The following is a 15,088-nucleotide window of genomic DNA, read 5'->3' on the forward strand; positions in this document are numbered from 1 at the left end:
CATCACACCACCGCGGGCACCTTGCGGGTGTAGCGGACCCGGCAGGGCGAGTCGGGCCACTTGGTGTGCGGACCCGGCACCGGGCGCGGGTCGGGGTCGAGCAGCTCGAAGTCGTAGTCGCGCAGCAGCGTGGCCAGGACGACCTTCATCTCCAGGTAGGCGAAGTGCACGCCGAGGCAGCGGTGCAGGCCGCCGCCGAAGCCGATCAGCGCCTGCCGCTCCAGCTTGCCCTCGCGGCCCTCGGCGTAGCGCGACGGCCGGAACTCGTCCGGGTGACTGTGCTCCTCGGGCAGCCGGTGGCTGACCGACGGCGCGGCGAACACCACGGTGCCCTCGGGGATGACGTGCCCGTCCAGCTCGAAGGTCTCCGCGGCCTGCCGGAGCAGCACGTGCGCCACGGGGTGCAGCCGCTCGCTCTCGTGCAGGCAGTCGTCCAGGTGCGACAGCCGCCTCACGGCGGCCATGTCGATCGGCCCCTCAGCGGTCTCGGCGCGCACCCGCGCCAGCTCGGCGGGGTTGCTGAGCAGGTCCACCATGGCCCACGAGATGTGCCCGGCGGTGGTCTCGTGCCCCGCCCAGGTGAACAGCAGGATCAGGTTGATCAGGATCAGGTCCGGCACCGGCGTGCCGTCCTCGTAGGTCGCCCCGGCCAGCGCCTGCAGGAAGTCCGGCGGGTCGACGGGGTGCTCGCGGCGGGCGCGGATCATGCCGCCCAGCACGGCGCGCAGCCGGTCTCGCGCCCGGTTGCTGCGGATCACCGACGGCAGCGGGAGACCGGCGGGCACGACCGGGTTCATGCCCGCGGAGAAGCGGCGGAACTCGGCGAAGAAGTCGCGGTCCATGCGCGTGCCGAAGTCCGGCCCCAGGAAGCAGCGGGCCGCGATCCGCATGACCAGCGGGCCGAACTCCGAGATCAGGTCGAACTCGCCGGAGTCGCCCAGCCGCCGCTGGAACTCGGCGGTCTCCTCGCGCATGGTGGTGACGTACCCGTCGAGCTGGGCGCCCTGGAACCGGGGCAGGACGAGCTTGCGCTGCCGCTGGTACTCGTCCATCTCGGCGAAGAAGAAGAACTCGGGCGAGAACATGCGCACGAAGAACGGGTACGCGGTGCGGATGGACAGCTTCTTGTCGGTCTCGGCGAAGAAGAACCGGTTGTGCTCGTTGCCCAGCAGCACCACGGCCCGGCGGCCGGGCATGCGCAGCGAGAACAGCTTGCCGACCTCGCGGTGGCCGCGCCGGATCAGCTCGACCGGTTCGCGGATGAACTCGACCAGGTGCCCCGCTAACGGCAGGGCACCGGAGACTGGCGGAGGAAATCGGTCCATTCCCCCACGGTGGCAGCGCGGCCGCGACCGGTGCACCGCCAGTCGCGTCATCCGGGGGACTACCCGCAGGCGCTGTCCTCGGTCGGCGTGACGAACTCGTCGGCCACCCACTTGCCCTCGGCCAGCCGCCGGAACCCGTTGTGCACCGCCGCGCCCGCGGGCACGACGGTGCCGCGGCGCAGGGTGGACACGATGGGCTGGGTGCGGGCGGGGCCCGAGCGCACGTCGAGGGTGTCGGTGATCACGACCACCCGGCAGCCCTCGGGCGCGGGCCGGGTGCCCAGCCGCTCGCCGCCGTTGGCCACGTACATCGCGCCCGCCGTCGCCAGCACGCCCAGCACGATGACGCCCCGAGTCGGGATGCCCCACATCGCCCGCACCTCCCGCAGACCGCCCTGGGGTGCAGGTATAGCGCCGCGACCGGCGCGACGGCGGTCGAGCAGCGGTTTTCCACCCGACCGGGACACCGCGGGGGCGGCGGGTGGTCACCGAACGCGAGAGGGGACCGCCCGGAGGCGGTCCCCTTCACGTCGGGCGCGTCGGCGCGGCGTCAGCCCGCCATCCGCTTCTGCAGGTTCTCGTCCAGCGTGCCGAGGAAGTCCTCGGTGGTCAGCCACTCCTGCTCGGGGCCGACCAGCAGCGCCAGGTCCTTGGTCATCTTGCCGCTCTCGACGGTCTCGACGACGACCTTCTCCAGGGTCTCGGCGAAGCCGGTGACCTCGGGGGTGCTGTCCAGCTTGCCGCGGTGCTTGAGGCCGCCGGTCCAGGCGTAGATCGAGGCGATCGGGTTGGTGGAGGTCGGCTTGCCCGCCTGGTGCTGGCGGTAGTGCCGGGTCACCGTGCCGTGCGCGGCCTCGGCCTCGACGGTGCTGCCGTCCGGGGTCATCAGCACCGAGGTCATCAGGCCCAGCGAGCCGAAGCCCTGCGCCACGGTGTCGGACTGCACGTCGCCGTCGTAGTTCTTGCAGGCCCAGACGTAGCCGCCCTCCCACTTCAGCGCCGCGGCGACCATGTCGTCGATCAGGCGGTGCTCGTAGGTCAGGCCCTTGGCGTCGAACTCGGCCTTGAACTCCTCCTCGAACACCTTCTGGAAGATGTCCTTGAAGGCGCCGTCGTACGCCTTGAGGATGGTGTTCTTGGTCGACATGTAGACCGGGTAGTTGCGCTGCAGGCCGTAGGAGAACGAGGCCCGCGCGAAGTCCTCGATCGACTTGTTGAAGTTGTACATGCCCATGGCCACGCCGCCGTCGGGGCCGTAGTTGGCCACGACGTGCTCGATCGGCTCGGAGCCGTCCTCGGGCGTGAAGGTCACCGTCAGCTTGCCCGCGCCGGGCACCTTGAAGTTGGTGGCCTTGTACTGGTCGCCGTGGGCGTGGCGGCCGATGATGATCGGCTTGGTCCAGCCCGGCACCAGCCGCGGGATGTTGGAGATGATGATCGGCTCGCGGAACACCACGCCGCCGAGGATGTTGCGGATCGTGCCGTTGGGCGAGACCCACATCTTCTTCAGGCCGAACTCCTCGACGCGCGCCTCGTCGGGGGTGATGGTGGCGCACTTCACACCCACGCCGTGCTGCTTGATGGCGTGCGCGGCGTCGATGGTGACCTGGTCGTCGGTGGCGTCCCGGTGCTGGATGCCCAGGTCGTAGTACTCGAGGTTGACGTCCAGGTACGGGTGGATCAGCTTGTCCTTGATGAACTGCCAGATGATCCGGGTCATCTCGTCGCCGTCGAGCTCGACGACCGTCCCCTGAACCTTGATCTTGCCCATACTCAGGGCGCTCCTCTCGCGACAGTGCAAGCAAGACAAGCGTACTGCTATGTCCGGCTGCGTGTGCTCACCGCACGGAAAAAAGGGAACGGGGTCACAATGCCCTAGCCTCCGGGTGCGATCTCGGAGGGGGGCACCTTGTCGACCGGACCCACGCACGCCATGAGCGGTCTGCTGGCCTGGGCGGCGGTGACCGCGCTCGCCGACAACCATCCCATCGGTCAGCTCACCCCGCAGAGCTGGGCGGTCGGGGCGGTGCTGGCGACCGGCGCGGCGCTGCTGCCCGACCTGGACCACCCGTCCTCGACCATCGCCCGCGCGTTCGGGCCGGTCAGCCAGGGCGTGTCCGGCGCGGTGAGCACCATCAGCTCGGCGGTCTACCGCGCCACGCGCACCCGCCGCGACTCCAAGCGGGAGGGCGGGCACCGCGCGCTGACCCACACCCTGGTGTTCGCGCTCAGCGCCGCCCTGGGCACGACCGCGGTGGTGCAGCAGTCCCAGAAGTGGGCGCTGCCCGCGCTGGTGTTCGTGTTCGCGGGCCTGGCCGTGCGCGGGATCATGAACGACTGGTGCCCCAAGCGGGACGCGCTGCTCATCACGGTGGTGTCCGCGGCGGTCACCGCCGTGTGCCTGGCCTGGATCGACCAGACCCCGGCCAGCGCGGCGGCCTGCGGGGTGGCGGTGGGCATCGGCTGCGTGGCCCACTACCTCGGCGACGCCATCACCGAGCAGGGCTGCCCGATCCTGTGGCCGATCCCGCTGGCGGGCAAGACCTGGTACCCGATCGCGCCGCCGAAGATCATGCGGATGCAGACCGGCGGCAAGGTGGAGATGACCGTGGTCGGGCCGCTGATCACCATCCTGTCGGTGTGGCTGTCGGCCGCCGCGCTGCAGAACGCGGGCACGCTGCCGTTCCTCGGCGGTTTCGACCTGCTGCCGCTGTAGATTCGCGGTGCCGCCACCCGACGACTACCTCGATATCACCCGATCGGACTAGTCTCCACGCACCGCCGCCGCACGCCGACCCGCGTTGAGGAGGACCCGTGGCCCACCGCACGCCCGCCCTGGCCGTCCGGGCGACCGCATGACCACCTGGCTGGGCCTGGACGCGGGGCACGAGGACCCCGCCACCGCGGACGCGGTCGCCCTGGCGCTGCACGAGTCGCTGCTCTACGACGCCACCGTGGTGTGCGTGCACGTGGTCGACCAGCACCACGCGCTGTCGTTCCGGCTGGACGCGGCCCCGTCGGAGAACACCCTGTCCACGTTGATCGAGCGCGGCTACGGCGTCGCCGTGCACAACGGCGACCTGCGGCGGCTGGCGGGGCCGGAGGAGCTGCACCGGGGCGCGCTGCGGGCCGCGCTGGCCCACCGCGACCGCCGCGAGGGGCGGGCGCTGCGGTTCCCCGGCCAGCGCGTGCTGCGCGGCCGGTACGGGGTGTCGGACATCCTCGCCTTCAGCGAGATCGACGAAGTCCTGCCGCACGGCGTCAAGAGCGTCGACGCGCGCGGCGACCTCCAGCCGTCCTTCCGCGACGGACGGCTGGTGCTGACCTGCGCTCAGCCGGGGTGAGCGCCCACGGTGTCCTTGATCTGCGAACCCAGCCCGCCCTCCGCGCCCTGCCGGGCGCAGTGCGCGCAGCAGAAGAACCGGCCCTCGACCTCCACCCCGTGCCCCAGGATGCGGCAGTCGCAGTGCTCGCACCGGGGCGCCAAGCGCTGGATCGCGCACTCGAAGCTGTCGAAGGTGTGCACGTCGCCGCTGACCGTGCGCACCTCGAAGGCCATCCAGTAGTCGTTGCCGCAGACGTCGCATGTCGCCATGGGCGCAGCCTGCGCCGGGGCGGTGGGGCGGGCAACTCGACCTAGCCCGATCCGGTCGCGCCCGAGCACGTCGCGGGAGCGGACCAGGCCGGATTCGAACCGGCGTCCTCCCGCCACCACGAGGGTTTGGGGCGCGTCAACCGCTGCGCTACAGGTCCCGAGCCGGGCCGGATTCGAACCGACGTCCTCCCCCCGAGGCGGGGGGCGCGACAACCACTGCGCTACCAGGCTCCCGCCACAACAGTAACCACGACCCCACCTGTCGAGACAGGTCCGCAGGGGGACGAATAAGGTCAGCCGCGTGCGCGGGGTCGACTTCTACGAGCTCCTCGGGGTGGGCCGCAACGCGTCCACGGCGGAGATCAAATCCGCATACCGGTCGCTGGCCAAGGTCATGCACCCCGACGCCGGGGGGTCATCCGGCACCTTCCGCATCCTGCAGGAGGCATATGACACGCTGCGGGATCCGGTCCGGCGCCGCGAGTACGACCGCGGCTGGTCCTCCCCCCGCCCCGCGTCCCGGCCGAGCACGCCGACCCGCCCACCGCGCTCCGCGCGCACCGGCCGGGTGCGCGACCTCGGCGACGATCCCGACTTCGTACCTCCGAAGCCCACCGTCGACCTGGACGGCGTCAGCTGGTGGCACCTGGTCGACCGGGCGCAGCGGGTCCGCTACGCCCCGTCCGGCGGCCCCGGCCACGCACCCGCGCTGGCCGCCGTGCTCGCCTGGTTCCTGCTCCTGCTGCCCGTCGTCGCGGTCGACTTCTCACCGCTGGCGCTCGGCGTCTGGCTGGCCGTCGTGGCCGCCGCCGCGGCGGCGGCGTTCAAGGTCGTCAAGCGGTACCTGACCGCCGTGCGCGCGGACCGGGCGTTCGCCGCCGAGTACGACCAGCAGGTCGTGCGCGGCACGGTCGACGACCGGGTGTGCGAGCGGCTGACCGCCGACCTGCTCAGCCGCTACCTGACCCGGCTGCCCGGCGCGCGGATCTTCCACGGCCTGGCCTGGCCCGGCTCGGTGTTCGCCGACGTCGACCACGCCGTGCTGTGCGGGCGGCGGCTGGTGCTGATCGAGTCCAAGTCCTGGCTGCCCGGCCACTACGCGGCCGACGACGACGGCACCCTGTGGCGCAACGGCCACCCGTTCCGCGGCGGCGGGATGCGGCTGCCGCGCAGCCTCGCGGTGTACCGCAAACTGCTGCCGTGGCTGGAGATCCGCACCGCCCTGCTGATCTACCCCAGCCGGGCGGGCGAGGTCACCACCGAGGACGACGCCGACGCCGTGGTGCCGCCGATGACGCCCGCCCAGTTCGTCGAGGAGATCGGCGACTGGCTGGCCGAGGACCCGGCCACGGTCGACCGGGAGGCGCTGCGCCTCATCCTCCGCCAGGTCGTGCCCGTCGTGCGGCCCTGATCGGACCGCGTCGGCATGATCAGACCGGCTCCTGGCTTTCGAGCAGTCGTGCCGCCTCGACGGGGTCCATGAGGTTCGAGTACACCTGCTCACCTGGGCGCAGCAGCCTGCCCGGCATGGCGAACTCCGGGTACCAGCCGTCCCGGTCGCAGCCGGGCACGAGGCTGAGCACCACGACGACGATGTTGTCCGCGACCGAGCCGACGATCCGCAGGGCCACGTAGGTTCCGCGTTCTTCCGCCCCTTGGACCAGAACGCCGAGTTCGACGCCCGCTGCTGCGCCGATGTGCTCGTGGCCGTCGAGCAGCGAGGCGCACACCAACCGGTGCACGGTGGCGCGCATCGCGCGCAAGGTCCGCACCGCCGCCTCCGCGCGATAGCGATCGCGGTCGTCCTCGCGGGGAAGCCACTGGCCGCAGAACGTCTCCGACTTCAAAGGCGTCCTGTGCTCGGCGTTGTAACGGGCACGGGCCGCCGCTGCGGTGGCTGCGAGCGCCTCGTAGAAGTCGTCCCGACTACCCTCCTCCCGCACTCCCGCCGCTACCAGCCAACTGGGCTCACCCGTCTCGACCACAGCCCCTCGCCAACGCTGCGCCTTGACCTTGAACACGACCTCGTCGTCTATCGCGCGAATGCGCTCACGAGGGCCGGTCCGCGACGCGAACTGCTCGTTGGCTTTTCTGACCAGCGGATGGTCGATTTCGTCCAGGGGATCATCGATCGGCGGTAGCGGAACACCCAGGTCTTCACGCAGACACCGCAGCGTGGGGCGAACGGTCATCAGAGCTCTCGGATTCCCCCGAGTTCGTCGAGACGTTCTCTGGACATGCCCGTCAAGGCAGCCACCTGGCTGGCCTCCGTACCGTCGATCACCTGCATCGCCCGACGCAGCGCCGCGTTGATCTCGTCCCGTCGAGCACCCACGTACTCACGGACCGCTGCGGCGAGGAGGTCCTTCTGCGACATGTGCAGCGCGGTAGCCGCATGGGTGATCAAAGTATGCGTTTCCTGGTCGACCTTCACTGGAGCAGAGTGAACTGCCACGGCACACCTCCTGGTACCTCAGGGTACTCGGGTACCAGACGTCGTCAACGGCGGCGGGTTCTACACCTCGCCAGCGCAGCATTTGCAACCTCCTAGACGTAGCAAACGCTGTACCGAAGTAGCATCCGCCGCGTGGAGCGAGTGCGCGCCCTCCAGGTCGTAGGTGATATCGCCTCCGACCAGTGGGGGCTGTTCACGACAGCACAGGCAGAAGCTGAAGGCGTCGACCGCACCACGCTGACCCGACTGGCCTCAGCGGGCCTGATCGAGCAGGTCTCCCGTGGAGTTCACCTCGTCGTGGCAGCGGGAACGCCGACCAACCTGGAGGAACGAGCGGCCTGGCTCCGTCTTTCACCTGCACGTCGAGCCCGGGAGCGACGCGCCACCGACGAGGACAACGGGGTCTTCTCCCACCGCACCGCTTGCCTCCTGCACGAACTCGGCGACGTGCCCGCCCCCCAAGTCGAGATCACAGTGCCTCGGCGTCGCACCACGCGCATCACGGGCATACGTCTGCACCGGGCGGAACTGGCCGCGGATGAGATCACCACGACGCGGGACGGCCTGCCCGTGACAACGGTCGAACGCACCATCGAGGACCTGCTGGCCGATCAGGTCGACGGAGGCCATCTCGGCGGAGTCCTCGCCGATGCGCTGCGCCGCCACCTGGTGGACCCGGACCGCCTGGCGGCGACCGCGGCGATCTACGCGCCTGCCTACGGCCTGGCCCTCGGTAGCGGACGCCGGCTGGTCCAACACCTGTTGGACCAGCCGAATATCGGAACGGAACATGCGCCCCCCGTCCAGGCGAAAGGCGAAGCGACGGCAACCGTCCACGCCATCGCTTCCCAGCTCGCCGGAATGGACCCGGACCAGTTGGAAATGATGAAAAAGGCAGTGGAACTGGCGATAACCGCGCCGAACGAGAACCAATCCGAAACGGAATTCGGATAGTGGTTCACTCATCGCATCAGGCACTGAGCCGGGCACTTCGGGATCGCACCAAACGCGAAAGTACCAGCACCGGGAGGCCGCCTGGCGACCTGCTCAGCAGGTTCTACGAACGCCACAAGGAGCGAGCACCGATACCGCGATCCTGTGGGCCTGGTCTTGACCGCCCAACTCGAACCCTTGTCCGGGAGCGACCTCCGGGCCGCCCCGCACCGCCCTGCTGATCTACCCCAGCCGGGCGGGCGAGGTCACCACCGAGGACGACGCCGACGCCGTGGTGCCGCCGATGACGCCCGCCCAGTTCGTCGAGGAGATCGGCGACTGGCTGGCCGAGGACCCGGCCACGGTCGACCGGGAGGCGCTGCGCCTCATCCTCCGCCAGGTCGTGCCCGTCGTGCGGCCCTGATCGGACCGCGTCGGGCACGACAGGTCACCCCGCCGCCATGAACGTGAAGGGCCGATCCGCGAGGTTCCCGACGTTGTCGTGAGTCAGCACCGTGCAGGACGAGGTGGACGGGTGAGCCACGCTCGACACGTCCAGGCCATTCCACAGAGTCGAGAAGGTGCAGGTGCTGGCCACCACGGCCGGGACTTTCGCGTAGGCGACCGAGAAGGTGATCAGATACTGCCCGTTACTTCGCTTCTCCACCTGGAAGCCGGAACCGGAGTAGATCGAGCCGTCCGGGTTGACAATACCGCAGATAATGTTCGTCACGTTCGGCATATCCACTCCCGCAGCCGGTCGGTCCCGCAAGGCGACGAGGCCGAGCATGCCCAGCGAAATGACTCGCCGCAATAGTTCGACAACGACGCCCGCCCATCGAGCGCCGAGCCTCACTCAATGAGGTGAGCAGGGCCGTCCGCCCATCGAGTACCGCGACTCGCCCCCCACGGCTCCGGGAGCGCCGATCACCGAGCAGGTCCTCGTTCGAGTGGTGTTTGCGGACGACATCAAGCCACGACCATCACCCGCCAGCACTATGCTCTCACCCCCTCGAGCGTCCCCGGCTTTAAACGGCGGCGGTACCCTCGGTCACATGGCAAATACCGAACTCTATTTCAAGGCACTGTCGGGCACCCTCCGATCAAATCCCCGAGAACCCACCGAGAAGTGGATTTTCCGAAACGACACCTGCATGAGCGTTGTGCTGTACTGGATCACCCCCGGAGGCGCGCACGCCGGCCTGAACCCGGACACGAACAACTTCGAGGAGGGCTATCCCGGAATCGCGCTGCCGGGCAACGGCGGAATCGAAATATATTCGGAACTCGACAACTACTTCATCGCCATGTCGCCGTCCGGCGGGCTGGCCGGGGTGTTCGCCAGGGACAGCGACCACCAGGGTGGAGCCACCATGACCTGTGCCGACTTCCTCGACCCCGGTGACGTCGGCCCGATCCCGGTGCCGGACAGCGCCCGGCCGATCCCACCCGACTCCCCCAGGGTCGTCGTCGGCTGCGGCATGGCGCAGGGCCTGCCGAACGTGATCGTGCGCGAGCAGTTCTGGCGGCTGGCCCCGGATTCCTACTCGATCGGCCCCGACGAGACGCGCACGGTCAGCTACACCCAGACCTCCGGCATGGAGTCCACGACATCGGAGCAGCAGTCCCTGGCGCAGTCGCTGAACGTCTCGGCCACCGCCGGGTGGGGCCCGGTGTCAGCGAGCGTGTCCGCCTCGTTGAGCAGCAACACGTCCACGTTCCAGCAGGTGACGTTGTCCAGCCAGCAGACGACGTTCGTGTCCCGCACCCTCGAACCGGCCAGCGAGGCGAGGACGACGCTGTACTGGCAGCTCACCGAGGTGATCACCGTGTTCGCCAAGGACTCCAACGACTCGTTGGTGCCGCAGGCGTCCTCGATCACCGGGTTGCAGCCGATCCTGGCGTACGCCTACCACCCCGACCAGCTCGCGGAGCCGCGGCGGAGGTCCCGGATGACCGCGGAGGAGCGGGAGCGGGCGCCCAGCGTCGACTCGCCGGGGGGACACACGCGGACCGAACTGCTGCAGGGGTAGATCCCGTGCCTCCCCTCTACCTCCTGCACCAGAACATGCGCGTCTACGGCGGTTCCCAGTCGGAGCGGAACAACGCCTTCACCGGCACTGGGCCCCTACCGGACCCGCGCCCGGCGACCTGGCGTGGCACTCCTCCTCCGGCGAACGGTTTCGCCCCGATGATCGGGGGGCTACCGGGCACCGTGTGCGTGGCGGGCCTGACGGAGATCACGAACAGCGCGACCGCCGCGGGCGCGGTGCTGCCCATCTTCACCACCATCTTCGGCGCGGCACCCACCACTCGCTCCGTCATCAAGTCGTACAGCAGCGCGCTGCTCGGCAAGGAGTACGTCGCGATCGCGGTGAACGGCGCGACCGTGCTGGCCGTCGGCCGGATCACCGCCGGATACCACTCCACTCAGATCTGCGAGGAGACGGCGGTCGCCGTGCCACCGCCCCCGCTGCTCCGGCCGCCGTGGCAGGAGAACCTGCCCGAGACTTCCATCGCCGACTACCGGGGAATCGTCTACGTCAAGGTGCGGATTCCCGTCGCGGGCGCCGTCGGCCCGACCATAGCCGTGGGTTTCGTCCACAACACGTACACGCTGAACACCAACGACGTCTTCATGCAGACCCTCCCGGCAGCCGTGGCGGCGATGGCGGCGAATGGCGTCGCGGTGAGCCACGTGTACCTCGGAGGTGATTTCAACGTCAAACCCCGCCGCCGGTCCACGGGCGACCGGCAGCACGAGATCTGGCCTTACTCCGCGCGCGTCGCGGGACCCGCGTTCTTCCACGGCACCGTCCCCTCCGGCACGACGTTCCGAGGAAGCCTGTACGACTACTGGTTCGCCGACATCGACCCGAACCTGCGGACACCGCTGGTCGACAACGGTGTCCCCGCCCCGGTTCCGACGGCGTACGCCAACACGATGGACTACGACGGCTCCTCTGGCGTTCACGACGGGTGGATGTCCGACCACGCCGCCATCGCGCTGCGCATCACCTGACGCCGCCCGAATCCGCCGGTCGCGTGATCGACGCCCCTGACTGGAGGACCCACGCCCGCCACCGCTCAGAGCAAGGAAGCGGAGACCCACCAGAGCGCGCCGCAGACCAACGCCCTGGGCACCAGCACACCGAGCCACCACCGCCGGGTACCAGGTGTTGTGGATGTCCCGTCCGGCCTGCTGGACCAACCCCCACTCCGACGCCTCGGCGTGCTGCTCCACCCCGCGCCCCATGCCGTCCTCCGGCGACAGCGTGCGCCGAGCCATGGTGTCCCCGCCTGTTCGTGCTGTCGACACCAACGTTCCCACAACACCTGACGATCACGAGCGGGCATCGCGCGGAACCGCCGACAGGGCGTCTCGATCCGCAAGAGGCGTCATGTCAGGACCTGACCAGGCGAACCGCCGGTCAACGACAAGTTCACCCGATCCCGCCGTTGTTCAAAAACCGCCATGTTCATCCCGGTTGAACATGGCTAGATGCTGAACGACGCCATACGACAGCGCAGCCGCTCCGGAGTGAGCCCGGCAAGCTGCCTCCGACTGCTGCGGCCAAGCCCTGCGCCACACGTCATCATGTGCCCATGAAGCGCACCGTGTGCCTCGCCCAGGATCCCCGAGCCGACGAACTGCTGGCCACGGACATGTTCGCCCTGCTCCTGGGCATGATGCTTGATCAACAAATTCCCATGGAGAAGGCGTTCAAGGGGCCGAGGGACATCGCCGACCGCATGGGCGGCCTGGACGTGCACCGCATCGCCGAGGCCGACGCGGAGGAGTTCGCCGCGGTCGTCGCCCGGAAGCCGGCGGTCCACCGCTTCCCCGGTTCGATGGCCAAGCGCCTCCAGGAGTTGGCGCGCTACCTGGTCGAGCACTACGACGGCCGTCCCGAGGGCATCTGGGCCGACGGGGACGGCGAGGAGGTGCTCAAGCGGCTGAAGGCGCTGCCGGGTTTCGGGGAGCAGAAGGCGCGGATCTTCCTCGCCCTGCTGGGCAAGCAGTTCGGCGTTCAGCCGGACGGGTGGCGTGAAGCGGCGGGGCACTACGGCGAGGAGGGGGCGACGCGCAGCGTCGCGGACGTGGTGGACTCGGCCAGTTTGGACGCCGTGCGGGCCTTCAAGAAGGCGGCCAAGGCTGTCGGTGCGCCGGGCTAGAGTCCCGGCGTGCAGTTGCCTGGGTTGGTCGACCTCACGCCGTTGGGCCAGGGCGGTTTCGCGACGGTGTACCGCGCGCGGCAGGTGCGGTTGGACCGCGACGTCGCGGTGAAGGTCAACAACCTGGTGCTGCGCGACGAGCGCGATCGGCGGCGGTTCCTGCGGGAGGCGCACGCCGCCGCGCGGCTGTCGGGGCACCCGCACGTGGTGTCGGTGCACGACGCGGGCGTCACCCCGGAGGGCACGCCCTACCTGGTGATGGAGCTGTGCACGGGCGGGTCGCTGGCGGATCTGGCCAAGCGGGAGGGTCCGCTGCCCCCGGAGCGGGTGCGGCGGCTGGGCGTCCAGCTGGCCGACGCGCTGGCGGCGGCGCACGCGGAGGGGGTGCTGCACCGGGACATCAAGCCGGGCAACATCCTGCTGGACCGCTACGGCACGCCCAAGCTGGCGGATTTCGGGTTGGCGGCGCTGCTGGACGCCGAGGGCGGCAGCACGGTCACGCGCGACGCGCTGAGCCCGAGCTACGCGCCGCCGGAGGCGTTCGCGATGGCCCAGCCGACCGCCGCGGCCGACGTGTACGCGCTGGCGGCGACGCTGTACGACCTGATGGCGGGCAAGCCGCCGCGGCCGGTGCCGTGGCCGATCGAGTCGTTCGACCACCTGGCGGCGGTGCTGCGGTCGCCGGTGCCGCCGGTGGCCGGTGTGTCGCCGTACCTGCACGCCGCGCTGGAGCGGGCGCTGCACCCGGACGCCGCGCACCGCACGCCGAGCGCGGCGCAATTCCGGGACGAGCTGGCGCACGAGACACGACCGGCGGAACCGCAGCGGGAACAGCGGCCGAAGCGGAAGGTGCGGCTGGCGGCGGCGGTGGCGGCGGTCCTGCTGGTCGTCGCGGGGGCGGGTCTGTGGTGGTGGAACCGTGACACGACCGCCGCGACGAACGCGCAGCTGCCCCAGCAGGAGGCTCCCCAGCAGGAAGCTCCCCGGCAGGACGGCGCCAAGGAGGATGCGCTCCCGCCGCCGGGGTTGAAGGCGTGCCCCACGGGCTACTGCGTGGCCGAGCCGACCTGCTACCGGGGCATCACGTCCATCGGCGGCATGGCCGCGACCGCGCGGCGGACCGCCGACTGCTCGGTGCAGCACTACTGGGAGGCGTTCGCGGGCGGCTGGCTGTCGGGGCCGGTGCCGAAGGTGGACAACGACGAGCTGGCCAAGGCCCCGGAGGTGGCGGGGGTGTGCACGGTCGAGGCGATGAAGGCCAACACTCGCCCGACCGTGGACACCTCATCGTGGGAGATCACCGCCATCGGCGTCACCGAGGGCGATCAGAGTTACTTCCACTGCTTGGCCAGCGACCCCGAGGTCGGGGAGACGACGACCAGCGCCTTCGGTTCCTGAGGTCGCAGCGCGAAGACCAGCAGCCCGAGGGCGACCAGTGCCAGCACGGACGCGATCGGGGCCAGCGGCAGCAGGCCGACGGTGCTGATCACCACGCCGCCGAACACGCCGGACAGGCCGACGCCGAGGTAGATCGCGGAGGCGTTGAGCGAGAGCAGCAGGCCGCTGTTCGCCGGTGCCAGCGCGATCAGCCAGCTCTGGATGGGCGGGTTGGCCGACCAGGTCAGCGCGCCCCAGGCGAACAGCGCCAGCGCCGCGCCGGGCACCGTGGTGGTGGTCAGCGGCAGGGTCGCCAGCACCGCGGTGAACAGGGTGAACTGCACGATGAGCAGCCGCCGCGCCGCGAACCGGTCGGCCAGCCGGCCGGCGACCCAGTTGCCGGTGACGCTGCCGAGGCCGTAGGCGACGAGCAGCGCGCTGATCACCGGTCCGCGCACACCGGCGGTGGCGGTGAGCAGCGGCGCGATGTAGTTGAACACCGCGAACACCGCGAGGCAGGCCAGCACGGTCAGCGCCAGGACGGTGAGCACGCGCCGGTCGGCCGCCACCGCCAGGCGCTCGCGCAGCCCGACGACGGGCGGGGCGGCCACGCGGGGCAGGCCCGCCCGCACGGCCACAGCGGCCAGCGCGGTCACCGCGGCGATGAGCGCGAAGACGCCCCGGTAGCCCAGCGGTTCGCCGAGCAGGTTGCCCAGCGGCACGCCGAGGACCAGGGAGAACGTCAGCCCGCCGAACACCAGCGCCACGGCGCGTCCGCGCCGCTCGGGTGGGGTGAGGACGGTGGCGACCATGGTCGCGGCGGGGGTGTAGACGGCCGCGCCGAGGGCGCTGAGCACGCGGGAGGCCAGCAGCAGCGGGTAGTTGGGCGCGACGGCGGCCAGCGCGTTGCCGACGGCGGAGACCGCCAGGGCGGCCACGAGCAGGTCGCGCCGCTCCCACCGGCCGGTGACGACGGCGAGGACGGGTGAGGACAGCGCGTAGGCGATGGCGAAGGCGGTCAGCAGCTGCCCGGCGGTCGCGCTGGAGACGTGCAGCTCGCGGCTGACGGCGGGCAGCACGCCGGAGACGATGTAGCCGCTGGTGCCGACGGCGAAGGTGCCCGCGGCGAGCAGGTGGGTGCGGGTGGGCATGGGCTCCCCCAGTAGACGAAAGTTCGACGGTGACCGTACTACGAAAATCATCAAACTTCGACAGGTTTCGTACTAT

Annotated in this window: 16 protein-coding genes and 2 tRNA genes; 8 read left to right on the forward strand and 10 right to left on the reverse strand. The window is 70.3% G+C overall.

Annotation, left to right across the window (positions count from 1 at the left end):
- Nucleotides 1-2: 2 nt before the first annotated feature.
- The 3 genes from JOF41_RS26980 to JOF41_RS26990 all read right to left on the reverse strand — a co-directional run bounded on the left by JOF41_RS26980 (nucleotide 3) and on the right by JOF41_RS26990 (nucleotide 3,096).
- Nucleotides 3-1,325, reverse strand: coding sequence for a cytochrome P450 (locus JOF41_RS26980; protein ID WP_209622932.1), 1,323 nt, complete (start codon nucleotides 1,323-1,325; stop codon nucleotides 3-5).
- A 59-nt stretch (nucleotides 1,326-1,384) separates the two neighbouring features.
- A complete protein-coding gene (locus tag JOF41_RS26985) occupies nucleotides 1,385-1,696 on the reverse strand; it encodes an SH3 domain-containing protein (protein WP_189224266.1) in 312 nt (103 codons plus the stop codon).
- 179 nt (nucleotides 1,697-1,875) lie between these two features.
- A complete protein-coding gene (locus JOF41_RS26990) occupies nucleotides 1,876-3,096 on the reverse strand; it encodes an NADP-dependent isocitrate dehydrogenase (RefSeq protein ID WP_189224265.1) in 1,221 nt (406 codons plus the stop codon).
- Nucleotides 3,097-3,234: 138 nt separating this feature from the next.
- Here JOF41_RS26990 and JOF41_RS26995 point away from each other — a divergent pair, with 138 nt between their 5' ends.
- Nucleotides 3,235-4,041, forward strand: coding sequence for a metal-dependent hydrolase (locus JOF41_RS26995; protein ID WP_189224264.1), 807 nt, complete (start codon nucleotides 3,235-3,237; stop codon nucleotides 4,039-4,041).
- Nucleotides 4,042-4,180: 139 nt separating this feature from the next.
- A complete protein-coding gene (locus JOF41_RS27000) occupies nucleotides 4,181-4,669 on the forward strand; it encodes a hypothetical protein (RefSeq protein ID WP_189224263.1) in 489 nt (162 codons plus the stop codon).
- Here JOF41_RS27000 and JOF41_RS27005 read toward each other — a convergent pair.
- The 3 genes from JOF41_RS27005 to JOF41_RS27015 form a co-directional block, all read right to left on the reverse strand.
- Entirely contained in the window at nucleotides 4,657-4,920 is a 264-nt protein-coding gene (locus JOF41_RS27005; protein ID WP_189224262.1) for a metallothionein, read from the reverse strand. The genes JOF41_RS27000 and JOF41_RS27005 overlap by 13 nt on opposite strands.
- 79 nt (nucleotides 4,921-4,999) lie before the next feature.
- Nucleotides 5,000-5,078 (reverse strand) — tRNA-His (locus JOF41_RS27010).
- A tRNA-OTHER gene (locus JOF41_RS27015) sits at nucleotides 5,079-5,152 on the reverse strand.
- A 69-nt stretch (nucleotides 5,153-5,221) separates the two neighbouring features.
- On the opposite strand from JOF41_RS27015, the gene JOF41_RS27020 reads away from it, so the two are divergent.
- Nucleotides 5,222-6,331, forward strand: coding sequence for a J domain-containing protein (locus tag JOF41_RS27020; RefSeq protein ID WP_189224261.1), 1,110 nt, complete (start codon nucleotides 5,222-5,224; stop codon nucleotides 6,329-6,331).
- 19 nt (nucleotides 6,332-6,350) lie between these two features.
- On the opposite strand, the gene JOF41_RS27025 is transcribed toward JOF41_RS27020, so the two are convergent.
- Together JOF41_RS27025 and JOF41_RS27030 are read right to left on the reverse strand one after the other, a co-directional pair.
- Nucleotides 6,351-7,112 (reverse strand): hypothetical protein, encoded by a 762-nt coding sequence (locus JOF41_RS27025; protein WP_209622933.1) that lies wholly within the window; start codon nucleotides 7,110-7,112, stop codon nucleotides 6,351-6,353.
- Nucleotides 7,112-7,354 (reverse strand): hypothetical protein, encoded by a 243-nt coding sequence (locus tag JOF41_RS27030; protein WP_209622934.1) that lies wholly within the window; start codon nucleotides 7,352-7,354, stop codon nucleotides 7,112-7,114. Before JOF41_RS27030 ends, JOF41_RS27025 begins: the two co-directional genes overlap by 1 nt.
- Before the next feature lie 153 nt (nucleotides 7,355-7,507).
- Between JOF41_RS27030 and JOF41_RS27035 the strand changes: the two genes are divergently transcribed.
- Complete coding sequence (locus tag JOF41_RS27035) at nucleotides 7,508-8,329, forward strand: type IV toxin-antitoxin system AbiEi family antitoxin domain-containing protein (protein ID WP_209622935.1); 822 nt, start codon at nucleotides 7,508-7,510, stop codon at nucleotides 8,327-8,329.
- A 427-nt stretch (nucleotides 8,330-8,756) separates the two neighbouring features.
- Here JOF41_RS27035 and JOF41_RS27040 read toward each other — a convergent pair whose 3' ends face one another.
- The gene (locus JOF41_RS27040) at nucleotides 8,757-9,164 is read right to left on the reverse strand and encodes a hypothetical protein (RefSeq protein ID WP_209622936.1); all 408 of its coding nucleotides are present in this window, start codon (nucleotides 9,162-9,164) and stop codon (nucleotides 8,757-8,759) included.
- Between the two features lie 298 nt (nucleotides 9,165-9,462).
- On the opposite strand from JOF41_RS27040, the gene JOF41_RS27045 reads away from it, so the two are divergent.
- The 4 genes from JOF41_RS27045 (at nucleotide 9,463) to JOF41_RS27060 (ending at nucleotide 13,882) form a co-directional block, all read left to right on the forward strand.
- Complete coding sequence (locus JOF41_RS27045) at nucleotides 9,463-10,341, forward strand: hypothetical protein (RefSeq protein ID WP_209622937.1); 879 nt, start codon at nucleotides 9,463-9,465, stop codon at nucleotides 10,339-10,341.
- 158 nt (nucleotides 10,342-10,499) lie between these two features.
- Nucleotides 10,500-11,330, forward strand: a complete 831-nt coding sequence (locus JOF41_RS27050; protein WP_189224258.1) for a hypothetical protein — start codon at nucleotides 10,500-10,502, stop codon at nucleotides 11,328-11,330.
- A gap of 584 nt (nucleotides 11,331-11,914) precedes the next feature.
- The gene (locus JOF41_RS27055; RefSeq protein WP_189224257.1) at nucleotides 11,915-12,484 is read left to right on the forward strand and encodes an HhH-GPD-type base excision DNA repair protein; all 570 of its coding nucleotides are present in this window, start codon (nucleotides 11,915-11,917) and stop codon (nucleotides 12,482-12,484) included.
- Nucleotides 12,485-12,493: 9 nt separating this feature from the next.
- Nucleotides 12,494-13,882, forward strand: coding sequence for a serine/threonine-protein kinase (locus JOF41_RS27060; RefSeq protein ID WP_209622938.1), 1,389 nt, complete (start codon nucleotides 12,494-12,496; stop codon nucleotides 13,880-13,882).
- Here the strand turns inward: JOF41_RS27060 and JOF41_RS27065 are convergent.
- A complete protein-coding gene (locus JOF41_RS27065; RefSeq protein WP_209622939.1) occupies nucleotides 13,816-15,012 on the reverse strand; it encodes an MFS transporter in 1,197 nt (398 codons plus the stop codon). The genes JOF41_RS27060 and JOF41_RS27065 overlap by 67 nt on opposite strands.
- Nucleotides 15,013-15,088 lie beyond the last annotated feature (76 nt).

Origin of the sequence: Saccharothrix coeruleofusca (genome assembly GCF_017876325.1) — a bacterium.
Lineage (GTDB): Bacteria > Actinomycetota > Actinomycetes > Mycobacteriales > Pseudonocardiaceae > Actinosynnema > Actinosynnema coeruleofuscum.

Excerpts from the sequence above, each read along its gene's own strand:
- JOF41_RS26990 (WP_189224265.1), bottom strand. The coding sequence starts at position 3,096 with ATGGGCAAGATCAAGGTTCAGGGGACGGTCGTCGAGCTCGACGGCGAC.
- JOF41_RS27000 (WP_189224263.1), top strand. The coding sequence starts at position 4,181 with ATGACCACCTGGCTGGGCCTGGACGCGGGGCACGAGGACCCCGCCACC.
- JOF41_RS26985 (WP_189224266.1), bottom strand. The coding sequence starts at position 1,696 with ATGTGGGGCATCCCGACTCGGGGCGTCATCGTGCTGGGCGTGCTGGCG.
- JOF41_RS27025 (WP_209622933.1), bottom strand. The coding sequence starts at position 7,112 with ATGACCGTTCGCCCCACGCTGCGGTGTCTGCGTGAAGACCTGGGTGTT.
- JOF41_RS27045 (WP_209622937.1), top strand. The coding sequence starts at position 9,463 with ATGAGCGTTGTGCTGTACTGGATCACCCCCGGAGGCGCGCACGCCGGC.
- JOF41_RS27050 (WP_189224258.1), top strand. The coding sequence starts at position 10,500 with ATGATCGGGGGGCTACCGGGCACCGTGTGCGTGGCGGGCCTGACGGAG.
- JOF41_RS26980 (WP_209622932.1), bottom strand. The coding sequence starts at position 1,325 with ATGGACCGATTTCCTCCGCCAGTCTCCGGTGCCCTGCCGTTAGCGGGG.
- JOF41_RS27055 (WP_189224257.1), top strand. The coding sequence starts at position 11,915 with ATGAAGCGCACCGTGTGCCTCGCCCAGGATCCCCGAGCCGACGAACTG.
- JOF41_RS27005 (WP_189224262.1), bottom strand. The coding sequence starts at position 4,920 with ATGGCGACATGCGACGTCTGCGGCAACGACTACTGGATGGCCTTCGAG.
- JOF41_RS27065 (WP_209622939.1), bottom strand. The coding sequence starts at position 15,012 with ATGCCCACCCGCACCCACCTGCTCGCCGCGGGCACCTTCGCCGTCGGC.